Origin of the sequence: Variovorax sp. LjRoot175 (assembly GCF_964253805.1) — a bacterium.
Classification (GTDB): domain Bacteria; phylum Pseudomonadota; class Gammaproteobacteria; order Burkholderiales; family Burkholderiaceae_C; genus Variovorax.
Genome location: NZ_CAXURY020000001.1, coordinates 3,138,892 through 3,164,360, shown reverse-complemented (window position 1 = coordinate 3,164,360; position 25,469 = coordinate 3,138,892). Strand labels below are relative to the sequence as shown.

At 67.3% G+C, this 25,469-nt stretch carries 14 protein-coding genes; 12 read left to right on the top strand and 2 right to left on the bottom strand.

Annotation, left to right across the window (positions count from 1 at the left end; all coding sequences use genetic code 11):
- The first annotated feature begins 3 nt into the window (after positions 1-3).
- Genes ACSQ89_RS15665 through ACSQ89_RS15630 form a run of 8 tightly spaced genes read left to right on the top strand, consistent with a single transcriptional unit; the run spans position 4 to position 22,330 of the window.
- Positions 4-1,677 carry a hypothetical protein gene (locus ACSQ89_RS15665; protein WP_436296225.1) on the top strand — a complete coding sequence of 558 codons (1,674 nt, stop codon included), beginning with the start codon at positions 4-6 and terminating at the stop codon, positions 1,675-1,677.
- Positions 1,674-4,073, top strand: coding sequence for a phage tail tip fiber protein (locus ACSQ89_RS15660; protein ID WP_436296224.1), 2,400 nt, complete (start codon positions 1,674-1,676; stop codon positions 4,071-4,073). Before ACSQ89_RS15665 ends, ACSQ89_RS15660 begins: the two co-directional genes overlap by 4 nt.
- A gap of 4 nt (positions 4,074-4,077) precedes the next feature.
- Complete coding sequence (locus ACSQ89_RS15655; protein ID WP_436296223.1) at positions 4,078-4,647, top strand: DUF4376 domain-containing protein; 570 nt, start codon at positions 4,078-4,080, stop codon at positions 4,645-4,647.
- A gap of 53 nt (positions 4,648-4,700) precedes the next feature.
- Positions 4,701-5,345: a hypothetical protein gene (locus tag ACSQ89_RS15650; protein ID WP_436296222.1), complete on the top strand. Its 645-nt coding sequence runs from the start codon at positions 4,701-4,703 to the stop codon at positions 5,343-5,345.
- Complete coding sequence (locus ACSQ89_RS15645) at positions 5,329-6,183, top strand: hypothetical protein (RefSeq protein WP_436296221.1); 855 nt, start codon at positions 5,329-5,331, stop codon at positions 6,181-6,183. Before ACSQ89_RS15650 ends, ACSQ89_RS15645 begins: the two co-directional genes overlap by 17 nt.
- Positions 6,183-7,592: a methyltransferase domain-containing protein gene (locus tag ACSQ89_RS15640; RefSeq protein WP_436296220.1), complete on the top strand. Its 1,410-nt coding sequence runs from the start codon at positions 6,183-6,185 to the stop codon at positions 7,590-7,592. The genes ACSQ89_RS15645 and ACSQ89_RS15640 overlap by 1 nt, the downstream gene beginning before the upstream one ends.
- 1 nt (position 7,593) lies before the next feature.
- Positions 7,594-9,693, top strand: coding sequence for a transglycosylase SLT domain-containing protein (locus ACSQ89_RS15635; protein ID WP_436296219.1), 2,100 nt, complete (start codon positions 7,594-7,596; stop codon positions 9,691-9,693).
- Positions 9,694-9,721: 28 nt separating this feature from the next.
- A complete protein-coding gene (locus tag ACSQ89_RS15630; protein WP_436296218.1) occupies positions 9,722-22,330 on the top strand; it encodes a PLxRFG domain-containing protein in 12,609 nt (4,202 codons plus the stop codon).
- Between the two features lie 115 nt (positions 22,331-22,445).
- Here ACSQ89_RS15630 and ACSQ89_RS15625 read toward each other — a convergent pair whose 3' ends face one another.
- Positions 22,446-22,697, bottom strand: a complete 252-nt coding sequence (locus ACSQ89_RS15625) for a hypothetical protein (RefSeq protein WP_436296217.1) — start codon at positions 22,695-22,697, stop codon at positions 22,446-22,448.
- Positions 22,698-22,789: 92 nt separating this feature from the next.
- Positions 22,790-23,590, bottom strand: coding sequence for an NYN domain-containing protein (locus ACSQ89_RS15620; protein ID WP_436296216.1), 801 nt, complete (start codon positions 23,588-23,590; stop codon positions 22,790-22,792).
- A gap of 170 nt (positions 23,591-23,760) precedes the next feature.
- On the opposite strand from ACSQ89_RS15620, the gene ACSQ89_RS15615 reads away from it, so the two are divergent.
- Genes ACSQ89_RS15615 through ACSQ89_RS15600 form a run of 4 tightly spaced genes read left to right on the top strand, consistent with a single transcriptional unit; the run spans position 23,761 to position 25,440 of the window.
- Complete coding sequence (locus ACSQ89_RS15615) at positions 23,761-24,051, top strand: holin (RefSeq protein WP_436296215.1); 291 nt, start codon at positions 23,761-23,763, stop codon at positions 24,049-24,051.
- Entirely contained in the window at positions 24,048-24,563 is a 516-nt protein-coding gene (locus tag ACSQ89_RS15610; protein WP_436296214.1) for a glycoside hydrolase family protein, read from the top strand. Before ACSQ89_RS15615 ends, ACSQ89_RS15610 begins: the two co-directional genes overlap by 4 nt.
- The gene (locus ACSQ89_RS15605) at positions 24,560-24,793 is read left to right on the top strand and encodes a hypothetical protein (protein WP_436296213.1); all 234 of its coding nucleotides are present in this window, start codon (positions 24,560-24,562) and stop codon (positions 24,791-24,793) included. Before ACSQ89_RS15610 ends, ACSQ89_RS15605 begins: the two co-directional genes overlap by 4 nt.
- Entirely contained in the window at positions 24,790-25,440 is a 651-nt protein-coding gene (locus ACSQ89_RS15600) for an SGNH/GDSL hydrolase family protein (protein ID WP_436296212.1), read from the top strand. Before ACSQ89_RS15605 ends, ACSQ89_RS15600 begins: the two co-directional genes overlap by 4 nt.
- The last annotated feature ends 29 nt before the right edge of the window (positions 25,441-25,469 follow it).

Here is a 25,469-nt window from a genome sequence, read left to right as displayed (position 1 = left end):
GCGATGCAGCTCACCCTCGCAGCGTTCGCCGGCGCCAATCAGGCCGTGCATCCGAAGCTGCTGCCCGACACCCTGGGCGTGCAGTCCCTCAACCAGAAGCCCGGCCGCGGCGACCTGCGCCCGTGGCGCGCGCCAGCGACCGTCGCGACCGTCCCCGCAGGCCGGCAGACCATCTATCGCATGGGCCGCGACGTGGCGAGCGATGCGAACTACTGGTTCTCGTGGACCGGCATCGTGCACGCCATGCGCGGCTTCATCACCGAGGACACCACCGAGCGCACCTTCTACACCGGCGACGGCATCCCGAAGCAGACCGACAACACGATCGCACTCGCCGGCACGCCCTATCCGAATGCGTGGCGCTACCTTGGCGTGCCCGCGCCCACCACGCCCCCGACGCTGGTGGCTCTCACTCCGGGCGTGGCCACGGACATCGAGATTCGCTACTACGTCTACACCTACGTGACCGACAAGGGCGAAGAGAGCGCGCCAAGCCCGGTTTCGCTGCCTGTGAGCGGCAAGACCGATGCCACGTGGACCGTGGACGCCCTGGCGGCGCCACCGGCCGGGCCCTACGGCATCAATCGCATCCGGATCTATCGCACGCAGACCGGGCAGGCCGGCGATACCGAGTTCTTCTTCCTGCGCGAAATCGTGAGCACGCTCACGACGACCACCGACGACGGCCGCAGCCTGGGTGAAGTGCTGCCGACCGACGGATGGCTGGTGCCGGACCCGGACATGACCTACTTGACGCCGATGTGGAACGGCATGGCCGCGGGCATCGTGAAGGGAGCCGTGCGCTACTGCGTGGCCTTCAAGCCCTATGCGTGGCCGATCCCCTACGAAACGATGCCGCCCGACGCGGCGGCCGTGGCGCTGGGCCGCTTTGGGCAGGCGCTGCTGGTGCTGACCACCGCGCGGCCGGTGCTGGTGTCTGGATCCTCGCCCGATGCACTCACCGAGGAACCGCTCGAGTTCGCGGAGGCCTGCATAGCGCCGCGATCGGTCGCGAGCCTGGGTCACGGTGTCGTGTGGGCCTGCGAGGACGGGCTGGCCTACTTCGGCGGCGGCGGGCCCAAGATCATCACCGCAGGCATCATGACCCGCGACGACTGGCAGGCCATCAACCCGAAAACGCTCATCGGCGCGAGCTACGAGGGCTTCTACCTTGGTAGCTATGTCGTCGGCGGGGTGAAGAAGGCCTTCATGATCGATCCGGTCAACCCGACCGGCATCTATTGGCTGGAATTCGGCTACGACGCCCTGTACTTCGATGAGTTGCAGGACGCGCTCTATGTGCTGGACGGCACCAGCGTGAAGAAGTGGGACGCTGGCGCGCTCCTGACCGCCACCTTCCGCTCGAAGGTGTGGCGCACCCGCGATGCGAGCTTCGCCGGCGCGCGCGTGCTGGCCGATGCCTTCCCGGTGACCGTGCACTGGGAGGCGCAGAACCTCGACCCTGCCGTGGTGACTGCGCGCCTCGACGCGCGCCCTGGCGTGTTCACCGCGCCCAACGCGACCACGCTGCGCTACACGAAGACCGTGCAGAACCGCAAAGCCTTTCGGCTGCCGGGCGATGTCCTGGCCACGGACTGGCAGCTCGAGGTGTCGAGCGTGAACGCGGTCCAGTCGGTTGTCGTCGCCACCAGCTACGGGGAGCTCGCCGACGCATGAAGCCCGACACCCGCAAGAGCCTGCCGACTGGCACGTCGGCCAACATCGTCGCCAGCATCCGCGAGGCCGTGCAGACCTACATGGGCCTGCAGGGGGACAAGCTCGACCGCGGCGTGACCGTGCGGGATCTGGCGAGCGCTGGCCTGATCGACGTCAGCAAGACCTACCTGATGGGGCAGAGCCGCAACCCGATCGGCGGCATCAACACCATCATCACGTCACCAGGTGGCGGCGGCAACGTCATCATCCCCGGCGTCACCTACGAGCCGGACCTCACGCCCCCGCCAACGCCCAGCGGCTTCGAGGTCAGCGCCGCGGTCAGCAGCATCTTCATCGAGTGCGCGCCGCAGATCTACACCGAGGGCCACGGCCACGGCGTGACCAACGTCTACGGCGTGAAGCGCACGGGCCCGGCCGTCCCGGTCTTCTCGGATGCGGTGCTGCTGACCAGCTTCGCCGGCACGGTGCACGCCTACCCGACGGACCCCGCGACCACCTACCACCTGTGGATAAAGTGGATGACCAAGGATGGCGTGGAGTCGGCCGCGCCCGCTGGCGGCACCAATGGGCTGGTGGCCACCACGTCTCAGGACGTTCGCACGCTCATCAACGCCCTGACCCAGGCCGCGACGAATTCGGCCGCGCAGTACACCAAGTTCGCGGTGCGCGCCGGCATGTTCTATGTGACCAACGATGCCGCGCCCGACGGCGCGCCGCTCTTCAGCGTCGTCTCTGCGCCTATCACGGTGGGCGGCGTGGTGGTGCCCGCGGGCGTCTACTTCTCCGACGGCTGGATCCAGAACGGCACCATCACCAACCTGAAGGTGGCAAACGGCGCGATCGACAACCTGAAGATCGCCAACGTGAGCGCGGACAAGCTCATTGCCGGCTCGATCGCTGTCGGGCAATACGTTCAGTCGACCGGCTACGTCGCCGCCGTGAGCGGCTGGCGCATCAACGGCCTGGGCAATGTTGAGTTCAACAACGCCATCTTCCGCGGCCAGGCCTTCATCGGCAACGGCTCGGTGGGCGGCATCCTCATCACCGCCACGGCGGTGCAGTCCTCCAACTACGACGGCAACGGCAATGGCTTCCGGCTCGGTGCGGACGGCACGCTGGATCTGCCGGGCGGCTCGGTCAGCGCGCAGCAGCTCAACGTCGGCGCCGGCGCGAACCTGCTGGCGAATTCGACCATGGTGGACCAGTCGGGCGGCGCCATCGCGGTCCCCGCGGGCTGGGAATATGGCTCGAACGAGAGCGTGCAGCGCATCTACCGGCTGACCGCAAGCCTGCCCACGTGGGTGCCCCCGGGGATGGAGGGCATCGGCTTCAACAGCGGAGGGGCCACCGCGAACGGCTACATGCTCATTCAAGCGCCGTTTGCGGTCTTCCCCGGGCGCCGCTACGAGGCGAGCGTCTACGCCGGCGCGCACCGCTGCCAGATCTACACCGACTTCGAGTGGCGCGACGCCAGCAACAACCTCATCAGCCGCACCGCCGACAACCGCATCCTGAACAATCAGGAGGCCGTGGGCGGGCAGCGCCTCGACCTGTTCAAGCGCATCGGCCACTTCGGCGTGGCGCCGCCCACGGCCGCGTCCGGGCGCCTGCGCATCGTCAAGGAGACGACGCTCTCTTCGGCGGACTCTTACGGGATGATCGTGGCGCCCTTCGTCGGCGCTGCCAGGCCGTCGCAAACCGCTTTCAGCGAATACAGCCCCAGCGGCATCGGCACGCGCGTCACGCCCCAGGGGATCAGCACGCCGAGCATCCAGGCGCTGACCGGCGTCCTGGGCGACATGTACGCCGGCAGCTTGCGCGGCGGCAGCTTCGCCGGCTACCAGTGGCCCGGTGACGGCGGCGGCGGCTTCTACCTGGGCCCGCCTGGGCTGCTGCTTGGCAACGCGAACACCGGGCGCTACTTTCAGGTCGACGCGGCCGGCAACGTCTACGCGCCAGGCTTCAATGTCGTGAACGGCGTCATGAGCATCGTGCAGCCCAACGTCATCAGCACGGGCAACATTGTGCAGGGTGCCGTGACGTTCGCGCTCCAGGCAGCGGGCAACAACCACGCCGACATCATCTTCGGCATCCCGGGCGGCGAGGTGTGGAACATCGCCCTGTTCGCCTCCTTCGGCGCGAGCAACGTCGTCGCCGTCGGCCAAGTGGGCGACATCAACGACGCAACGCGAACCATGACCTTGACCGCTGCCGCCGTCAACGACCACCAGTACGTGGGGCAAGTCGTGTTTGGCTACCAGTTCGGGGCCGGCTCCAACCTCTTCGCGCAGCTTGTGCTCGGGCCGGGCACGCATCACCTTCAGGCCCACGTCGCCTATTTCCGATACGCATTCAACACCCCGGTGAACCTGATGGCCTTCATCTTCAAGCGCTGACGCCATGCAAATCTTCCCCTACAGCGTCATCGGCCCGCACGGCGAGGTTCTCGGCACGGGCACCACCACCGACGTGAAGCTCATCCCCGGCGACGTGATCGAGCAGCTCGCGCCGTCGGCGCACTGGTGGGACGCCGCGAGCTCTGCATTCGTGCCGATCGGCCCCCAGCCGACGCCCTATCACACGTTCGACTGGCCCTCGCACCAGTGGGTCAGCCAGCGCACGACGGAGATGCACCGCGCCGACAAGTGGAGGGAAATCAAGGCTGCGCGCGAGGCCTTCATCACGGGTGGCGTCATGCTGCCGGGCCTGGGTCGCTTCGACGCCGACGCCGCGGCCGCGATCAACGTCACCGGGCAATACGCCGCCCTCGATGCGCTGCCCGATGACTGGACTGTCGAGTGGACGCGCTTCGACAACTCGGCCGTGACCCTCAACAAGGAGCAGTTTCGCCGGGTGGCGATGGCGGTCCTGACCCATGCCACCGATGCGCACGCGATCGGCCGTCGGCTGCGCGACCGGATCGAGGTTTCGTCCGGCGCAGCCCTCGAGGCCATCCAATGGGGCCCGTAAGCGGCGGATCGACCCCCCTTTATTTCCGGTTTTCCGTTGGGCCAAATCCACGGATGAACCTTCTTTCGCTGGTCTTGGCAAAGCACGTGGGCGAAGAGCTCACGCTGCCGCTTGCGACCGCGATCGCACGTGAAGTCTCGCCGGCGAGCCCGCTCTCGCCCTCGCTGTGGCCCCGCGGCGAGTTCGGGGACTACATCTTTCAGTGCGAGCGCCTAAACAGCGCCCGCGAAGAGCTCGAGGGCCAACGCATGCGCTACATCGCCGAGACGCGGCCAGGCGAGCGCAACGACCTTACCGACTGGAACCGACTGACTGAGATGCAGCGGCTCGGCCAGCACGTCATCTACACCGCGCGGTACCGACCCACCGGTGCCATCGTCGGCAGCCTGTGGCTTTTCATCGGGCGCGACATCGACAGCGGCGTCTACAGCGTGACCGACGACGTGCTGTACGTGGATCCGAACCACCGCGGCGGGCTCCTGGGCCTGCGGCTGGTGCAGTACGGGGAGCGCTGCATCTTCGCGCTGGGCGTGCGCTCGGCAACCTTCCACTTCCGGCTCGAGAACGGGGCAGACCGCATGGCGCGCTACCTCGGATACGAGCCAGTTTCCACCAGGGTTACGAAGACCCACGCCGGCGATTCGTTCGCCGACGTGCCCACGCGGCACAAGGGGTCTACCCATGATTCTTTCGTTTGAGCAGCGGCACTCTGCCGGCATGCGCCTCACGCCGATGGGCGGTGGCGGGGGCGGCGGCGCCGCGAGCTCGGCGCAGTTGTACACGGCGATGCAGCAGGCCCAGCTCTCGCGCGAGCAGTTGGACTGGGCAAAGCAGGTCTATAGCAACGAGGCGCCCGACCGCGCGGAGGCGCAGCGCATCGGCACCGAGGTGTCGAACGCTCAGATCGAGCAGATGCGCCAGCAGACGGACCTCACGCGGCAGGCCAACGAGGACTACCGGACCACCTACCGGCCGCTCGAGCAGGAAATCGTCGCCGACGCGAAGAACTACGACACGCCCGAGCGCCGCGCGGCAGAGGCGGCCGCCGCGAGTTCCGACGTGGAGCGCAGCATTGCCGCGCAGCGCGGCGCCACGATGCGCGAGATGGAGCGCGCCGGCGTCAACCCGGCCAGCGGCAAGACCGTCGCCATGCAGGGCACGATGGACCTGGGCGCAGCGAGGGCCAAGGCCGGCGCCGCGAATTCCGCCTCCAAGGCGGTGGAGCAGATCGGCTACGCGCGCCGCATGGACGCCGCGAACCTGGGCCGCAACATCGCGAGCTCGCAGGGCACCACGGCAGCGCTCGCGCAGCAAGCGGGCGCCGGCGCCATGGCCGCGCAACAGAGCATCCTGGCAGCCGGCCAAGCCGGCAACGCCAACATGAACGCTGGCTACGCGGGCGCCCAGCAGGGCCTCGCCGGCGCAGGCAACACCTACGGCGCAGTCGCTGGCCAGCAGGGCGCGGCAGCCGCTTCCAAGAACGCGACCACCGCGGCCGGTGTCGGCGCCGTCGCAACCATCGCAGTCGTCATCTGATGAACCTCATTGACCAGTCCCTCGTGGACGAAACCACCGCGCGCGTGCTGGAAAGCGGCGTGCGCGTCTTCAACGGCGCCCTGTTCGGCGACACCGAGGCCGAGCACGTGGCCGTGCTGCTCGAGGCGCTGGACCCGCCCGAGGGCGCGATGGTGCTGGACGCGGGCTGCGGTGTGGGCGAGATGGCCCGCCTGATGCACGAGGCCCGGCCGGATCTGCAATTCCTGCTGGTCAACACCAGCACGGTGCAGCTCGAGCACTGCCCGGAGGACTTTGACCGCCTGCACGCCGACTTCCACGAGCTCCCCGTGCTCGACGGCGTGGCCGACGTCGTGATCTTCAGCTACGCCATCTGCCAGTCCGGAGACTGGCCGCGCGTGCTGCGCGAGGCCTTCCGCGTGCTCAAGCCAGGCGGCAAGCTCTTCATCAACGACATGGCGCGCCTCGAGGGCGACAACGTGGAATTCGAGCGCGTGCTCGGCGCCCACGCCCACACGCCGGAGCAGGTCGAAGCCTGGGCAGCCGAAGCCGGCTTTCACATGGACTTCGCCATCGCGCCGGAGGTCAAGGTCGACCGCATGCGCGAGCTCATGAACGACGACGCGCTGGCGGACACCCTGATGACCGGCGTGGTTCCGACCATCTGGCGCTTCGAGTCCTTCGGTGGCCACCAGCGCACGCTGCACCGGCACAAGGGCCGCGTGGCCTTCCAGTTCAGCGGCGGGCGTGACAGCACGGCCGCGCTCTACGCGCTGCGCGACTTCTGGCCGCAGATCCGCGTCTACCACGTCGACACCGGCGACCAGTTCCCCGAGACGCGCGCCGTTGTCGCCCAGGTGGAGCAGGCGCTCGCCGAGGCCGGCGTGGAGCTGATCCGCATCGTGACCGATGTGAAGGGCAACCACCAGTACGCGGGCTACCCCACCGACCTCATCCCCGTCGACAACACCGCACTGGGCCAGATGGTGTCCGGCGCTCCGCTGCGGCTCCAGGGCCGCTACGACTGCTGCGCCGCGAACCTGATGAACCCGCTGCACGCGCGCATGCAGCTCGACGGCATGACGCTCCTGATCCGCGGGCAGCGCGCCGACGAATACGCATCCGCGCCGCTGCGCAGCGGGGAAGTCGCGGATGGCTTCGAGGTGCTGTACCCGATCGAGGACTGGTCCGCCGACACGGTGATGACGTTCCTGCGCGAGCTCGACCTGCCGGTGGCGCCGTTCTACGCCGCGGGCACGCGCCGCGCGCCGGAGTGCATGGGTTGCACCGCGTGGTGGGACGAGGGCCGAGCGGCCTACATGCGCGCGCACCACCCGAACGAGCACAAGGTTTTCATTCAACGCATGGCCGACATCCGACGCGAAATCGATCGCTCGCTGTCCTGGCTGAACACCGAAACGGAGGCCTGATATGGCTGGTGGATGGGGTCACGCTCTCGCGGCGGGTGTCGACGGCTACCTTCGCGGCAAGCGCATCGTGCGCGATCGCGAAGAGGACGAGGAAAACAAGAAGTGGCGTGACGAGACGCGCTCGCGGCAGCGCAAGGCATGGGCTGAAGAGGACGACCTGAAATCGTCGCTAAAGAACGCCTCGCGCCCGGTCGCGCTCGAGGAAGGCGCGGGCGGCGTGCTCAAGCCCGACTACATGGACAACCGTGACGTCGGGCAGGCCGGCGAGAAGGCGCTGAAGCAGCCGGTGACCGCGGGTGATGCGGCCTCTGCTGGCGCATCGTCGTTCTCAAACGCCATGGCGTCTGCGGCAGAAGGCGAGTCCGATCGCGCGCAGGCCGCGGTGCAGGCGACCAGCCGGGAGGGTGCGCGCATCGAGCAGTCCATGGCGGCGAAGGCCTCCAATGCGGTCGACCAGCAGGCCGCGGCGCAGGATGAAGCATCGGCCCGCATCATGCAGGGCGCCCAGGCCACCGTGCCCGCTGCTGCGCCGCCCCCGCTGGCGCTGCGCGTGGGAGGCAAGGACTTCAGCAACCGCGCGGAGGCAGAGGCCGAGCTCGCGCGGCAAAACTCGCCCGAGGCGCAGACCCAGCGTGTTGCCCAGGCCTATCGCAGTGCCGGCCAGGTCGAAAAGGCGATGGCTCTCGAAAGCGGCGACCGCCAGGGCGAACTGCAGAAGATGCAGTTGGCCGACCAGCGCTGGAAGCGCGACCTGGGCACGGCGATGCGCAAGGGGCACGCCGGCCTCGCGGAGCTCGCGACCAACTCCGAAGCGGGCCCGATGGCCGGCCTGAAGGTTCAGCCGGTCATCAGCGAGGACGGCAAGAGCGTCACCTACGCCGCGCTCGACAAGGACGGCAAGGCCGCGCCGATCCCCGGCCTGCCGCAGTTCAGCAACGACGAGCGCGGGCTGGTGCAGGCCGCGTGGATGCTGGACCGCACCATCGACCCGTCGGCGCGCATGGCGCACTACGACCAGCAGGAGCAGCGCGACCGCGCGCAGAAGAACAGCGATCGCAGCTACGAGCAGAGCGAGCGGCACTTCAATACGACCTCCGCTCGCGCCGACCGCACCGAAGACCGCCAGGGCCGACTGGCGGATACGCAGATCCGCACGGCCGAGCTTTCGCTAAAGGACGCCGAGCGCAGCGCCAAGATCCCGCCAGCCGTGAAGATGCAGGTCGAAGGCTGGCGCAAGGAGGCGGACACGATCAACGCGGCCGTCATCAAGGCGCAGGCCGACGGCACCTGGGACGTGAACAACCCGAACGCCAAGACGCTGATCGAGCGGCAAGCCGTCGTCAACGCGCGCATCAGCAAGGCGCTCACCCCCTATGTGGAGCGCGACACCGGCGCGGCGGACCCCTTCGGCCTCAAGGCGCAGGGCCGCAACGCAGGCGCGAACGGTGGCCAGGGCGGCGGCGCCGGCCGCGGCTCGACCCCAATCAGCTTCAAAGATCCGGTGTGGGACGGCGCCGAAGTGGAGGCCTCGAAGAAGACCGGCGTGCCCACCGAAGTGATGCGCACCATCCGCACCGTCGGCGAGCGCAGCAACAGCGATCAGGTGTCGCCAAAGGGCGCCAAGGGTGTCTATCAGTTCATCCAGAGCACGCGCGACAAGTTCCTGAAGAAGTACGGCGTCGACGCCTACAGCGAAGACCCCGAAGAGCAGGCGCTCGCCGCGGCCTACCACCTGAAGGAAAGCTACGACCGCACCGGCTCGTGGGACAAGGCCATGGCCGGCTTCAACGGTGGCACGTCGGCCGAGAAGGGCACGAACAAGACCCAGGAGAACCGCGCCTACAGCGCGCGGACCTCCGCGGCGCTCGCCGCTCAAGACCCCATGGCAGCGGTCTACAAGAAGCAGGTTGCGGAGCTCAACCGCGGCACGCGCACCGAGCTCTCGCCCGACGTGGCCGCGTGGAAGCAGCGCAGCGATGGCGCGGCTCAGAAGGAGGGCGAGCAGCGCTTCAACGCCGCGCAACAGGCCTACCTGCAGGAAGAAAAGCTCAAGGCGCAGAAGAAGGACAAGGAGCTCGCTGCTTCGACTCGCGCGTCCTGACATCACGATCAATCCAGCACCACCCCTCATGAACATCAACGAGATCCGCGCGAAAGAGCCCGACTGGGCGAACCTCGATGACCAACAAATCGTGCGCGTGCTGCACGAGGTCCACTACCCGGACATGTCTCCGGAGGACATCGCGAAGGCCATCGGGGCGAAGGCCCCCGAGGCGCCGGTAGAGCCGCGCTCGTGGGCGCGTGTGGCCGGCGACGTGGGCATCAGCGCAGCCAAAGGCGTGATCGGCGCCGGCGAGGCGCTGGTGGGCGTGGCCGACCTCGCGACGGGCGGCTACGCGGGCAAGGGCATGGAGGCGGTGGGCTACCGGCCGAAAGAGGCCAAGGCCATGCTGGACGACCTCTATTCGGACCAGCAGAAGCAGGCCTTCAAGAACGTGAGCGATGCGCCGGGCTTCGGCGGCAAGTTCGTCGCGGCCCTGGAGAACCCGTCGGTGATCGGCCACGCGGCCGTCGAATCGGCGCCGAGCATGGTTGGTGGCGCCGGCGTGGGCCGTGCGCTGCTGCAGGGCGCTCCGAAGATCGGCGGCGCGATGGCCGCGGCTGCCGGCGAGGGCATCATGGGCGCGGGCAGCCAGGCCGAACAGATCCGCCAGGAAACCGACGACGGCCTGCTGTCCAAGGGGCAGTCTGCTGCGGCGATCGCCTCCGGTGTCGGCACCGGCGCCTTCGGCCTGCTGGGAAACAAGGTCGCGAAGTCGCTGGGCATCGCCGACGTCGACACGATGCTGGTGGGCGCCGTGCAGAGCACCGCGAAGGCCAAGGGCATCGTCCGGCGCGTGCTCGAGGGCGCGGTGGCCGAGGGCGTGCTCGAAGAGCTGCCGCAGTCGATTCAGGAGCAGGTGCTCCAGAACGCTGCGCTCGGCAAGCCGCTGGAAGAGGGCGTGGACCAAGCCGCAGTACTCGGCATGCTGACCGGCGCCGCGATGGGTGGTGGTGCGAACGCGCTGAGCAAGCCGAAGCTCGTTGCGCCACCGACCCCGCCCGCGCCCGCTGCAGCGCCTGCGCTCGCGCTGCCGGCGCCGACCATCACCGTCGGCCCGGACGGCACCGCGCAGACCGTCGACCAACGCCAGGGCGTGCGCGATGACCTCGAGGCGCGCGCCGGCCAGATCGTGGAGAAGGGTCCGCTGGCCCGCGCCGCGCAGACCGCCACGGGCGAAATCATCGACGTGGAACCCAAGCCTGCGGGCGCACTCGCGAAGGCCGCAGCATCGATCAACCCTGAAGGAGTCCCCAGTGAAAGTGCGAGCGATCAAGCGCCGGCTGATGAAGTCGGCGAACAGCTTCCCGGTCAGAGTGGAGCGCAGCTACCGGACGCTGCTGCCGCGCCTGAGCAATCCGGCCTGGCTGGCGGCATGGCGGATAGCGTGCTGGCAGAAGGGGCGCCCGTCGGCGCTGACCAAACTGCTGAATCTGCCACCGCTGTCCCTGCCGACGTAGACCCGGCCAGCCCGCTCGCCAATGCCTTCCGCGCCGGCGCGATCGGCCCCGATGCAGAGGCCATCCGCGCGAAGGGCAAGCCGTTCGTGGCGCAGGAGCCGGCTGCACCGCAGAGCTTCGCCACCTACGAAGAGGCCGATGCCTACCGCAAGGAGCAGAAGACCCGCGGCGGCAATATCTCCGCGCTGCCCGTGCCCACCGAGGGCGGCTTCACGCTGGCCACCAAGGGCACGCCCGACTACGAGAAGGGCGAGGCGTTGCGCGACGAGCGCCGCGCCGCGAAGGAGCGCGCCGACGCCGGCGTGCTGGACGGCGACATCACCAACTCGAAGGGCATGCCCTTCACCATCAAACTGCCGGCCAGCAACGCAGCGAAGAAGGCCGGCCCCGGCCATGAAGTCGTGCCCGTCAAGGGCGGCTTCGTCGTGCGCAAGTCGGCCGTCCAACCGGAGGTCACCAGTGCGAAAGCCAAACCCCAACCCTCAGCCGAGCCCGCGCGTGCTGCTGCTGAAGCCGCACCAGAAGAAGGTAGCGGAGCAGATGCTGCGGCAAGCGGCGGTGCTGCAGCACTTCGACCAGCCGCTGATGCGGCTGCCGCGCCGGCAGTAGCGCCTGCCGACCGCGGCGAGGTCGTGGAGCACACCACCGGGCGCGGCCGCAAGCTGCGCGGCGTGTGGCGCGCCGACCTGTCGAAGGAGCAGGCCGAGGCCATCGACCCCTCCACGTGGAACGTGAAGGCCAAGGGCTACTTCATCCGTGAGGCCCACCTCGAGAAGCTGCCCCCGCTGAAGAATGCACAGGCGGACGCTCCGGCGCCCGCAACTCCGGCCGCGGTGACCACCGCCGCGGCACCGAAGGGCAAGGCGGATAAGCCCGCGGCGACCGTTGCACCGGCGCCGGAAGCCGCCCCGAAGGCACCCGCCGCTGCGCCGGAGCCGGCTGCCCCTGGCATCGACATCGAAGCCCAAGTCGCTGAAATGATGAAGCCCGGCAGCACGACGGAATCCGTCACGGTGCCGAACGGGGTCGACGTGCCCGAATCGATCATGCGAGCGCAGATGAATCGCCGTGCGGAGCCCGGCTACAGCATGAAGCCCAACGCGCAGGGCGATGTTGTACTGACGAAGAACAAGGCGCCGGGCGCCGCAGCCAACAAGATCTTCACCGAGGATGCGGCGGCCGCCGCGCGGGCCCGCATGAAGGCCAAGCTCGGCACGCTGCGCAGCGGCATCGACCCCGAGCTCCTGCAAGACGGCATCACCCTGGCCGGCTACCACATCGAGCGCGGCGCGCGCACGTTCGCGGCCTACGCCAAGGCCATGCTCGAGGACATGGGCGAGGGCATCCGCCCGTACCTCAAGCAGCTCTATATGGCGCTGAAGTTCGACCCGCGCGCCGCGGCGATCGAAGGCATGGACACCGCAGCGTCCGTCGAAGCTGCGGATTTGGACAGCATTGCACCCGTGGCCCCGGCCGCAGATACTGGAGCACCGAAAGATGGAAATGCAGCACGCGAATTGGATCGCCCAAGCGAGGGCGCACTGGAAGGAGCATCTGCCCAAGATGTTCGCCCGGCTGGAGAAGGCGGGCAAGCTCGAGCAGGCGCTGACGGAAGCCGCGGACGCGACGGCGGCGGGGATTCGGGTGCTGACGACGCAGGGCGCGACGTGGCAGGAAGCGTGGGAGCAGGTTCGCGAGACGTACCTGTTCCCTCCGGAGGAACCGGGGCAGGAGGAAAAGCTGCCAAAAAGCCAGGGCTATCGCGCCCACCGCGACCTGATTCGCGGCCTGACGGAGTTCGACCCCAACAAGCGGGACTGATCCCCGAGGGCGGGCCCAACGAGGCCCCCAACGCGCCCCCCATCGCGGCGCCGCAGATCAAGGCCGACGACTTCACCATCGAGGATGACCTCGGCCTGGGAGAAGGCGGGCAGAAGACCAAGTTCAAGAACAACGTCGCGGCCATCCGCCTGCTGAACGAGCTCGAGGCGAGCGGGCGCCTGGCTACGCCGGAAGAGCAGCGCGTCCTGGCGCAATACGTGGGCTGGGGCGGGCTGCCGCAGGCCTTCGATCCGAAGAATGCCGACTGGGCCGAGGAGCACGCGGAGCTCACCGGCCTGCTGTCCGAGCAGGATCTGGCCGACGCGCGCCGATCGACGCGCTACGCGCACTACACCAGCCGGCCGATCATCGTGGACGGCATCTACGCTGCGCTGCGCCGCTTCGGCTTCACGGGCGGCAAGACGCTCGAGGCCGGAGCCGGCGTGGGCAACTTCATCGGCCTCATGCCCGCGGACATGCGCAGCGCCGGCCGCTTCACTGCGATCGAGCGCGAGCCGTTCTCGAGCGCCATCGCGAAGCACCTGTACCCGCGCCAGATCGTGCAGCGCGCCGACTTCACCGAGTTCAAGGGCAATGACGCCTACTTCGACGCCGCGGTGGGCAATCCACCGTTCGCGAGCGACCCGCAGACCGACCGCAGCGGCCGCAAGCACCTGTCCGGCCTGAGCCTGCACAACTACTTCTTCGCCAAGGCGGTCGACATGCTGCGCGAGGGCGGGGTGATGGCCCAGGTGGTCACCAACTCGTTCCTCGACGCCAAGACCGACAGCGCGCGCAAGTACATCAGCGACCGCACGGTGTTCCTGGGCGCCATCCGGCTGCCGAACAGCGCCTTCGCGAAGAACGCAAATACCGAGGTCACCACCGACATCATCTTTCTGCAGAAGCGCCCGGACTCCGAGATTGGCGGCAAGGCCGCGAAGCAGGACGCCAAGCGCTGGCTGGGCACCGGCAGCTACACCGACCGCCAGGGCAAGCAGGTAGCGCTCAACCAGTACTTCATCGACAACCCGGACATGATGCTGGGCAACTTCGGCGCCTTCGGCACCATGTACGGGCCCGAGTTCCCCGCGCTGGTGGCGCGCGCTGGCCAGGACACGCTCGCAATGCTGCGCGAAGCGGTGGGCAAGCTGCCCGAGGGCGTCTACCAGTCGATCGCCGACACCGGCACGGCCGACAAGACCAAGGCGGCGATCGTCGCCCTGAAGAGCCCGACAGTGCAAGAAGGCGGCTTCTTCCTCGAGGGCGACAAACTCATGCAGCGCCTGCCCGACCTGGGCGGCGAGGCGCGCGGTACCGAAGTCACGCCGGCGAGCCAGTGGACCGAGAAAACGACGCTGGGCGAGGGCGGCTTCGCGCGCATCAAGGCGCTGGCCGGCATGCGCTCGACCCTGCGCGGCCTGATCGCCGCGGAAATGGCCGACGACGACAAGGGCATGGGCCAACTGCGCGCCACGCTGAACCAGCAGTACGACGCCTACCGCAAGGAGCACGGGCTCATCAACGACCCGAGCACCCTGCGCGTGTTCGACGATGACCCGGATTTCCCGCTGCTGGCCTCGCTCGAGCACAACTACACGCCCGGCATCGGCCCGGCCGCGGCGAAGCGCCAGGGCATCAAGCCCACGAAGTCGACCGCGAAGAAGGCGCCAATTTTCGAGCGGCGCGTGGTTGCAGCGCGCACCCAGGTGCGCCGCGTCGACACCGCAGCCGACGCCCTGGCCGTTTCCATGGCCGAGCGCGGCAAGCTGGATGCGGCCTACATCGGCAAGATCCTGAAACGCGACCCGGACGACGTGCTGCGCGAGCTCTCCAGCGGCGACAAGCCGCTCCTGTTCCGCGACCCGGCAACCGATGAGTTCGTGCTGCGGGACGCCTACCTCTCCGGCAACGTGCGCGCGAAGCTGGCGCAGGCCCGCGCTGCCGGCCTCTCGGTGAACGCTCGCGCCCTGGAGGAAGTGCAGCCCGAGGACGTCGGCGCCAGCCAGATCGTGGCGCGCGTGGGCTCGCCCTGGGTGCCTGAGAAGGCCTACGAGGACTTCGCGGCCAAGCTCTTCGGCGACGGAACCAAGGCGCGCGTGCGCTACATGAAGCTCAACAGCAGCTATCAGGTCGACGTCACGCCGGCGAACGACGTGGCCTGGCGCACCACCTGGGGCACGCCGAAGATGAACGGCGGGGAAATCCTGACCGCGCTGCTGAACAACCGCGCAATCAAGGTCACCTACCGCGACGGCGAGGGCAAGACCCACACCGACACCGAGGCGACCGAGCAGGCCAACACCAAGGCGCAGGAAATCCGCGAGGCCTTCGGGGACTGGCTCTTCGCCGATGCCGACCGCTCCGAGAAGCTGGTGCGCGCCTACAACGACACCAACAACAACTACGTCACGCGCGTCTACGACGGCTCGATGATGGAGTTTCCGGGCAAGGTGCCCGACATGCGGGAGCCGGGCGACGGCGGCGTGACTTTCCGCCGCCACCAGCGCAACGCGATCGCGCGCATGGTGCAGGACCGCACCGCGCTGTTCGACCACGTGGTGGGCGCCGGCAAGACCTACACGGTGGTGGCCGGCACGATGGAGCTCAAGCGCACGGGCCTCGCGAACAAGCCGATGATCGCGGTGCCCAACCACCTCGTGAAGCAGTGGGCCGCGGACTTCTATCGCCTCTACCCTGGCGCCAACATCCTGACCGCCACCAAGAAGGACTTCGAGCGGGCCAACCGCCGCAAATTCCTGGCGAAGATTGCGACCGGCGACTGGGACGCGGTGGTGATCGCGCACTCGTCGTTCGGCTTCATCAAGCCCGCGCCGGAATTCGAGGCTGCCTTCAACCAAGCGGAGGTCGCGAACATCGTGGCGACCATCAAGGCGGTGCAGGACGGCGACGGCGACAAGCCGCAGAAGAAGCGCACGGTCAAACAGCTCGAGGCACTGAAGGAGAAGCTGGAAAACCGCATCAAGGCGCTGCGCGACAAGCCGATGGACGACCTGCTGGACTTCGAGCAACTCGGCGTGGACCAGCTCGCCGTCGACGAGTTCCACATGTTCAAGAACCTGATGTTCAGCACGAAGATGCAGAACGTGCAGGGCCTGGGCGACTCGACCGGCAGCCAGCGCGCCTATGACATGTACGTGAAGATCAACCAGATCTTCGCGAAGAACGGCCGGGACCAGGGTTTCGTCGCCGCCACCGGCACGCCGGTGTCCAACTCGCTGGCCGAGATGTACCACATGATGCGGTACCTGATGCCCACCGCCATGAAGGAACTGGGCTTCGAGTCGTTCGATGCCTGGGCCAACACCTTCGCGAGCGTCGAGCAGGTATGGATGCAGAAGCCCAGCGGCGACGGCTTCAAGGCCTCGAGCCGCATGTCCAACTTCGTGAACACCCCCGAGCTCCTGAAGATGTTCGACCAGGTGTGCGACACGGTGACGATGGACGACATCAAGACCGCCTATCGCGAAGAGAACGACGGCGCCGAGTTCCCCCTGCCCAAACTGAAGGGCGATCGCCGCACGCCGGTGTCGCTCGACAAGACGCCGGCGCAAGTGGCCTACATGGAAGAGCTCGCCGAGCGCGCGAAGATCGTTGAGGCCCGCAAGGGCCCGCCCAGGAAGGGCGACGACAACGTGCTGGTCATCATGGGCGACGGCCGCAAGGCTGCCATGGACATCCGGCTGGTGGATCCGAAGGTGATCGAGCGCGAGAAGGGCGGGCGCGTCGACCGCGCCTCCGATGAGATCCTGACGCGCTACCAGCAATACGCCGCGGTCAAGGGCACGCAACTGGTGTTCTCCGACCTGGGCACGCCGGTGAAGCACGCCAAGGCCGAGCTCAAGGAGTACCAGGCGCTGCAGGAGCGCGTGGCTGCCGCCAGCGAGGACATTCAGGCATCGGCCGTGCTCGGCAACGAGGCGGCCCTGGCGATCGTGGAGGACGCCGAAGCAGCCCAGGAAGAGCTCGACGCACGGGGCCCGGACTGGCTCGACGCGGTGAAGGCAGCGGAGCGCGGCTTCAGCGTCTACGACGACCTGCGCGCTGCGCTCATCGAGAAGGGCGTCCCGGCCGCGGAAATCGCCTTCATCCACGACTACAACACCGACGACCAGAAGGCCAGCCTGTTCCGCAAGGTCAACGCCGGCGAGATTCGCGTGGTGGTGGGCTCGACGCCGAAGATGGGCGCCGGCACCAACGTGCATGAGCGGCTCGTGGCGCTGCACCATCTGGATGTGCCGTGGCGCCCGTCGGACGTCGAGCAGCGCGAGGGCCGCATCATCCGCCAGGGCAATGCGCTGATGAACGAGCTGGCCGACTTCGAGGTGGAAATCCTGGCCTACGTGACCAAGGACACGCTGGACATGCGCATGTGGCAGGTTCAGGAGACGAAGCTGAAGATGATTAACCAGCTTCGCACCCGCAAGGTGGGCCGCGAAATAGACAACGCCTTTGAAGACCTCGAGCTCTCGGCCGGCGAGATGCAGGCGGCCGCCACCGGCAATATCGACCTGCTGCACGAGATTCAACTGCGCTCCGACGTGAAGAAGCTCGAGCAGCGCAAGCGCTCCTTCGACGCCAACAAGAACGAGCTCGAGTCGCGCCGGCGCCGCAACGCCGAGCGCCTGGCCGAGCTGCCGCCCAAGATCAAGGCGGGCGAGGCCGGGGCCGCCCAGGTGAACGCCTACAAGGCCGACGCCCAGGCCCGGCTCTCCGGGTTCAAGGCGACCATCGACGGCAAGGAATACACCGACTGGCGCGAGGCCCAGGCCTACCTGCGCGAGAAGGACGACGCCAAGGTGAAGGCCAAGGACAAGGAGGGCAACGACACCGAGCGCGCGGCGCCGATCGACGTGGAAATCAACGGCGAGCGCTACACCGCGCGCGCCGCGATGGCCGAAGCGTTCTCGGATCTGCGCGGCGACGTGGACCCGATCGTGTGGCACGTCGGCGGCGAGGACTACCGCCGCCGTACGCGCATCGGTAGCGCCATCAAGCAGGGGGTCATTGACTCGATCGCCGATCAAGTCGAGAAGCCTGTGGGCACCATCGGCGGCTACGACGTGACCGTGGAAGGCTCGTTGGACAAGGCCGGCACCGTGATGATGGACGTGGTGCTGCGCCAGGACGGCAAGGTGGTGGCCAGCCGCGACTTCTACGTGCAGGACACCGGCAAGGCGCCGGAGCGGGTTGTCGCGCTGGTCGACGCCATGCTGCACAGCATCCCCGGCGAGCAGGACTACCTGAAGAGCCAGCTTGCCCGTGCGCAGAAGGAGAAAGCCGACCTCGATGAGACCGAGGACACCGGCGCGTGGCCCGACCAGGGCAAGCTCGAAGCGGCCCGCCTGAAGCACAAGGAAGTGCTGCAGCGGCTCGCCGGCAAGGGCGACAAGGCCTCCCAAGCGACGGTTGCCGAGGCAAGCCGCTCCGAGTACGATGCGGGCCATGACCTCAACGAGCCCGGCCAACCAGACGACGGAACCGCAAGTGACCTTGCAGGAGCCGGATCTGCCGCCGCTGACGCTCTGCGGGGGCCTGACGGCACCGTACAGCGTCGAGCCGGCATCACCGCGCTCGGGATCGCAGACCGCATCAAGCGCGTTGGATCGCAAGCCCTTGTCGGTCAAACCGTCCGCAGCGCTGACGATCTAGCCGCGCTCGCGCAGGTCTACCGCGACCCGCGCTACGAAACCACCCGCGTTTTCTTTGTCAAGGACGGCACGATCGTCCACGCAACGGGCGTCAGCGCTCGCATGCCCGGCTACTCGCCGCTGATCCCCGCGGACATGACGCGCGACGAGTACTTCGAGCTCTTCGCAGACCAGATGGAGGCGGTTGGCGCCGACGGCTACTACTTGCTGCACAACCACCCGTCTGGCGACCCCACGCCCAGCCAGGCCGACCTCAATGTGACGGAGAACGTCGCACGCGAAGTGCCGGGCCTGCTCGCGCACGTGGTCATCAACAGCAACAAGTACGCGGTCATCGACCTGCGCGACAGCGGCTCTGCAAAGTCGGTCGTCACCACTCGCGAGTTCGGCGAGGACAGGCTGCTGCAGGCCAGCAAGCCCGCGGCCGTGCTCGGCGCCAAGATCCTGAGCACCGAGGCGCTCGCTGTTGTGGCCAAGTCGATGCAGAAGCCCGGATGGATCACGCTGGTGGGCACCGACAGCATGGGCGGCGTCCGCGTGGTCGCGGAGGCTCCGAGTTCGATCCTGACGCGCAACTACCCGTATCTGGCTGCCATGGTGCGCCGCCTGCAACGCAATTCGGGATCGCAAATGATCTTTGCCACGGGCTCGAATGCAGACATGAATTCGGCGCCGGTGCTGGCAGCTATCAAGGCCGGCGTGCTGGTCGACGCGCAGCCGGAAGAGGGCGTGTCCCTGCGCAAGTCGGGCGTGGAGGCAGGGCCGGCAGCGCGCGTGGAAGGCCGCGATGTTCACGAGGACGCCGCAGCTTATGGCGTCAACGACGTGCGCGACTTTCGCGCGAAGGCCTCCGACCTGATGGGCGACCTGTTCAAGTCGCAGGGCGTCGTGGGCTGGTGGCATAAGACCGTCGGCACCATGCACGACCTCGCGCAGCGCCGGCCGGCCTTCAAGCGCGTGTACGACGCGGTGCAAACCTTCCTGCAGGACGTGAGCCTCTACGCCACCGAGGCGGCTGACCTCGCGCCCAACATCCTGCCGAAGCTCGAGACGTTCGCGGATCTGAAGAAGGGCGCGATGTCGCTGGCCGACACCAAGGCGCTTGCCGCTCCGGTTTTCGAGGGCACGCTGACCTATGCCCGTGACCAAGACGGCCGGCTTATCAAAATGGCCGACCTCGAGGCGCGCTACGCCGCGCTGCCGACCGAGGCCAAGGCACAGATGCTGCTGCGCAAGCGCATCGTCACGCCCGAGCAGCTCCAGCGCTGGCAGGCATCGAAGATCGACGTGTACGAGGGCGCCGTACGCAACCGCTTCGAGGCCGAATTCCTGAAGGCCGGCGTGGTGTTCACCGACGCCGAGCTCAAGGCGACCTTCGGCCTGAACGCCGACCAGATTGGCCTCTATCGCGAGTTCCGGGCTGCCGTCGACGTGAGCCTCAACAACCTGGGCAAGGCCGAAATTCTGCGCTTCGGCGGCAAGGACACCGACGCCCTGCGCCAGATGGTGTTCGACGCGCCGACGGCCGACGACGCAGCGGTGCTGCTGCGCGACCACCTGTTGCAGATGGCCGAGGACGACCCGGCGCGCTCTGCCGTGCTGATCGACAGCGCCAACACCATGATTGAGAAGGGCGACAAGATCAAGAGCCTGATCGACCGCGGCTACGCGCCGCTGTCGCGCTACGGCTCCTACACGGTCGACGTGGTGGACGCCGACGGCGAGCGCGTGCACTTCGGGCTCTACGAGTCGCGGCTGGACCGCGGCGCGGCCGCGCGGCGCCTGCGCGAGCAGTTCCCCGGTGCGACCATCACCCAGGGCACGGTCAGCCAGCAGGCCTACAAGCTCTTCAACGGCATCACGCCCGAGACGCTCGAGCTCTTCGGCGAAATGGTGGGCCTCGAGGCGCAGGGCGACGAGGCGCAGCACCAGATGTTCCAGCAGTACCTCAAGCTGGCGAAGAGCAACCGCAGCGCCATGAAGCGCCTTATCGAGCGCAAGGGCATCGCGGGCTTCAGCGAAGACGCTGGCCGCGTCCTGGCGGGCTTCGTCTACTCGAATGCCCGGCTGACCGCGCAGAACCTGCACGCCGGCGACATTGCCCGCGCCACGCAGGAAATCCCGAAGGAGGACGGCGAGCTCAAGGATATGGCCATCAAGATGGCCGACTACGTGCGCAACCCGCAGGAAGAGGCGCAGCAGATCCGCGGCCTGCTGTTCGCGCAATACATCGGCGGCTCGATCGCTTCGGCGATGGTCAACATGACGCAGCCCTTCGCTGTGACCATGCCCTACCTGAGCCAGTACGGCGGCATCGCCAAGTCGGCAGCCCGCATGAAGCAGGCCGTGGCCGACGTGATGAAGTCCAGCACCGGGGATGCCAGGCTCGACGCCGCGCTCACGCACGCCGAGGCCGAGGGCATCGTGGCGCCGCAGGAAGTGCACCAGCTCATCGCCCAGGCCCGCGGCAAGGCCGCGCTGCAGACCGGCGACGGCACGAAGCTGGGCAACGCGGTGGCCACCGCGCGGAATCTCGGCTCGAAGGTCATGGTGGCGTGGGGTAAGCCCTTCAGCCTGGCCGAGCAGTTCAACCGGCGCGTGACCTTCATCGCGGCCTACCGCACGGCGGTGGAGCAGGGCATCTCGAACCCGGCCAAGTTCGCCGCTAAGGCGATCGCCGACACCCAGTTCGTCTACAACAAGGGCAACAAACCGCAGTGGGCGCGCGGCGCGGCCGGCTCGGTCATCTTCACGTTCAAGCAATACAGCATCAGCTACGCCGAGCTGCTGCACCGCATGGCGACCCAAGGCGGGCCCGAGGGCAAGAAGGCTGCGCTCTTCGCCCTGGCCATGCTCTTCCTGCTGTCCGGCGCCGGTGGCATCCCCTTCATGTCGGACACGGAGGACGTGATCGACGGGATCATGCAGCGCCTGGGATACGCTTTCTCGACCAAGCAGGCGCGCCGCCAGTTCCTCATCAACACGCTGGGCGACGGCGGTGCGAACTTCGTGGAGCGCGGTATCTCCGGCTTCCCCGGCGTGCCGATCGACGTCGCCGGCCGGCTGGGCATGGGCAACATGCTGCCCGGCACCGGCCTGCTGGTGAAGAAGCGGGACCACGCCCGTGACGTGGCCGAGCTCCTGGGCCCGGCCGCGGATCTGGTGCAGCGCGGCTATGAGGGCGCCGGCAAGGTGCTGGACGGCGATGTGGTGCAGGGCGGCACGATGATGGCGCCGAAGGCAGCGGAGAACCTGCGCAAGGGCCTCGAGGTCATGCTCACCGGCGAATACAAGGACACGAAGGGCCGCAAGGTGATGGATGCATCGCCGGTCGACGGGCTGGTGAAGGCGATCGGTTTCCAGCCCTCCGACGTTGCCCGCGAGGCAGAGCGCACCTTTACGACGCAGGCTATGGTGGCGCAGAATCGGCTGGCCAAACAGGACTTCGCCGGGGACATGGCAAAAGCCGTGTACGAGAAGGACTTCGAGCAGCAGAAAGCGGTGCGCGATGCAGTGCGCGAGTGGAACCGCAAAAACCCTCACTCACCGATGACCATCGACATGGCCGGCGTCCGCCGCCGCGTGATGGCTATGCGCCAGGACCGCGCTTCGCGGGTTGCTCAGGCAGCCCCCAAGGCCATCCGGCGGGAAGTGAAACGGCAGCTTCAAGAAGGGGCGAACTGATGGCAGCAGCGAGTGTGGTGCTCGGGATCTTGATGGTGGCGACGGTGGACTGGCGCGTAGCGCTGGGCCTCGCCGCCCTTGGCCTGGGACTCTGGCTTTGGGGCCGGCAAGGACGCTAGCGCTGCTGCTGCAGTCTCAAGAGGACTGTCTGCATTCGGATCAACATGCGATGGGCATCCGTGGTGATGGAGTCCAACGTTTCTCGTCGGACTTCACCGAGCAGCTTCTCATAGTTGCTGTTGGCACCCACGACGTCCTGAAAGTCGAATTCCCGCTGCAACGCGATCTTGGCTTTATCGACTAAGTCCTGCCAAAAGTCCACGTCGAGTTTCGCATTCGCAATCTGTCGGGGCGTCGCGGCAGCCATAGTCTCTCCTGCGGTTCGGGAGGGACGAGCCTAGCACGCGAGCCTGGCCTTCAGCATGGCCGGTTGTCGGCGCGGCACAAATCGAGCTCCCGCTACGCAGCGGCCCACTCCACGGGCCCACGTAGGTGTTCAAAGACGCGCTTCAAGAAGTCCAAGTCCGCGAAGGTCATGTGCTCGTACGTGACGTTCACGTCGTGCGCGGTGCCAATGATTTCCCACCAGCCGGCCTCCGGATGTTGGAAGAGCATCGCGATCACAGCTCCGTCTTTCTTTGCACAGAATGTGGGATTCGCCCCTCTCATGCCCGCGTTAGGGTTGCGGAAAATGTGCGGGAGAGGGTGCTTGCTTTGAAAAGCCCCGTCCATGTATCCGTAGAGGGTGTAGAGGTCGAGAACGTTCGCCGAGTCGGCCGCGTTCTTCAGATCGCGCGAAATTGATGACGGGTGATACCAAAGCTGGACGTACATACCCTCCCGAACAACCTGCTCAATCAATGGGCAGAAATCCTGATCGCCTGCAAGGAAGCTGCACAGCGTCATGTTGCGTCGGTGCGTGTGCGAAAGAATGTCGACCGCGATCAATATGTCGACCTCTTTCTGGGTAGCGCCCGTGCGCCTTCGGTGCTTCGCGATTCCTTCGCTCACGTGCCAACCATCGAGAGAGCGCAAGCGTTCGAAATGCTGCTCTTTCGGTGCGCTCCGCTCTTTGTACTCTGCGTCTGACTCGTGTTCCCTCCGTGGGGGAAGACAGTCGTAGTAGAAGATTTTCCGATAGTTCCGACCTATGCCTTTGTAGTCGGGAGTCATCGGGGCGCCGCCGAACCACTCCCTGCTAACGTCCGCTAGAACCTGATCCAAATAGCCGGCATCGATGAAAAGGTATTGCGTTGTCATTGAGCGAGCGTAGCAGCTACCCCCCTTGCTGAGGGGAGGGCGCACGCCTATAAACGGCGAGCACACCTACCGGGGCAGTGCGGTCCACCAAGGACCGACATGCCCACCCAATCCGAGGCGACGGCCTTCTCCGTCGATCCCCAAGCCCTCCGAACGCGAGGGCTTTGTGCATGAGCCGCGAAGCTGTTCAGGCAGCCGTGGCGACCGCGGGCAGCAACGTCACCTACGGTGGCGCCGGCGCTTCCGTTGCGAGCTGGCTCCTGTCCTCTGAGTTCGGAGTGCTCGCCGGCTTGCTGCTGGGCCTCGCCGGCTTTCTGGTGAACCTCTACTTCAAGCGCCAGGAGAACCAGCGCCAGCAAGTCCGGGCCCGGCGCGAAGAGAAAGAGCACCAGGCGCGCATGCGCAAACTCGAGCGCGTGACGTCGCCGGGCTCGCTCGACAGCCGCGAGGCCGACGAATGAGCACGGTCGGCCGCGTCCCTGTGATGACCCTGAAGGTCACCGCGGCCATCGTGGCGGGCTGGATCGCCTACGAAGGCTTCTCGGCCGGCCCGATCATCCCCACCAAGGGCGACGTGCCCACTATCGGCCACGGGTCGACGCACTACGAGAGCGGCGCGCGCGTGACGATGGCAGATCCGCCCATCACGCGGCAGCGCGCGCACGAGCTCGCCGTGAACCTGCTCGAGCAGACCTACGCCAAGTGCGTGCGGGACTCGCTCGGCGACACGCCCATCCACCCCGTTGAGTTCGCCCAGGCCGTCGACTTCGCCGGCCAGTTCGGCTGCTACCGCTGGAAGCAGTCGTCCATGGCGAGCGAGACGAAGGCCGGCAACTACGCCCAGGCCTGCGATGCCTACCTGCTGTATCGCTTCGCCGCGGGCTTCGATTGTTCAACCCCTGGAAACAAGCGCTGCGGCGGCGTGTGGACGCGCCAGCTCGAGCGCCATCAGAAATGTGAGGCTGTCCAATGACTGACGACAACGAAGAGTCCCGTTACGCATCGCGCAAATGGATCTTGGCGATGCTGATCGTGGTCGCCGCCATCCTGCTGCTGCTGGGAGAGTTCATCAAGGAGGTCGCGTTTGTCGACCTCGTGAAGTGGGTCGCGGGCCTGTACTTTGGCTTCAACGTGACGCAGAAGGGCTTCGAGTGGCTCGCGGGCGTGCTGGCGGATATGAAGAAGAAGGGCGGTGCCGAATGAAGCGCCTCGTCATCCTTCTGGCCTTCGTCCTGGCCGCGTGCGGCGGTGGCGGATCTGGAGGCGGCTTGCCATTGCCGCCCGCGGCCGCTGCGCCCCCGAAAGCCGCGGGGCCGATGTATGCCTGCTCCGTCGTGATCTACGGCGACAGCATCCAGGCGCTGCAGGGTGCAAAGGGCGTCATCGAAGCGAAGCGGCCCAAGTGGCGCGTCGAAGACCGGGCGGTGGCGGGCACCACGCTGATGATGCTGTCGCAAACCTTCTTCGCGGAGGCGCGATCGGCGCGCTTCGTGGTTCTCGAAAACGGCGCGATCGACGCATGGCAGGGCGTCCCCATCGGCGTGGTGCTCGACACCTACACGCGCATCGTCGACCATGTGCGCGGCGAGGGACGCACGCCCATCGTGACCGGCTTCACCCACCAGCGGCCGCCGCTGGCGCCGGACGCGATCGCCAGGCGCGACCACTACAACGGCGCGCTCAAGACGCTGATGGCGTCGAAGAACGTGGCCTTCGCCGACTACGGCACCGTGACCTATGACCCGCTCGAGCTGTTCGACGAAGTGCACCCGGGGCCGGCCTACGCGGGGCGGCTGACCGAGCGCCTTATCGAGATCCTCGACAAGGTGGCGCCGGAGTGCAACCCATGATGACCGCCATCTTCGTGCCGCTGTGGTGG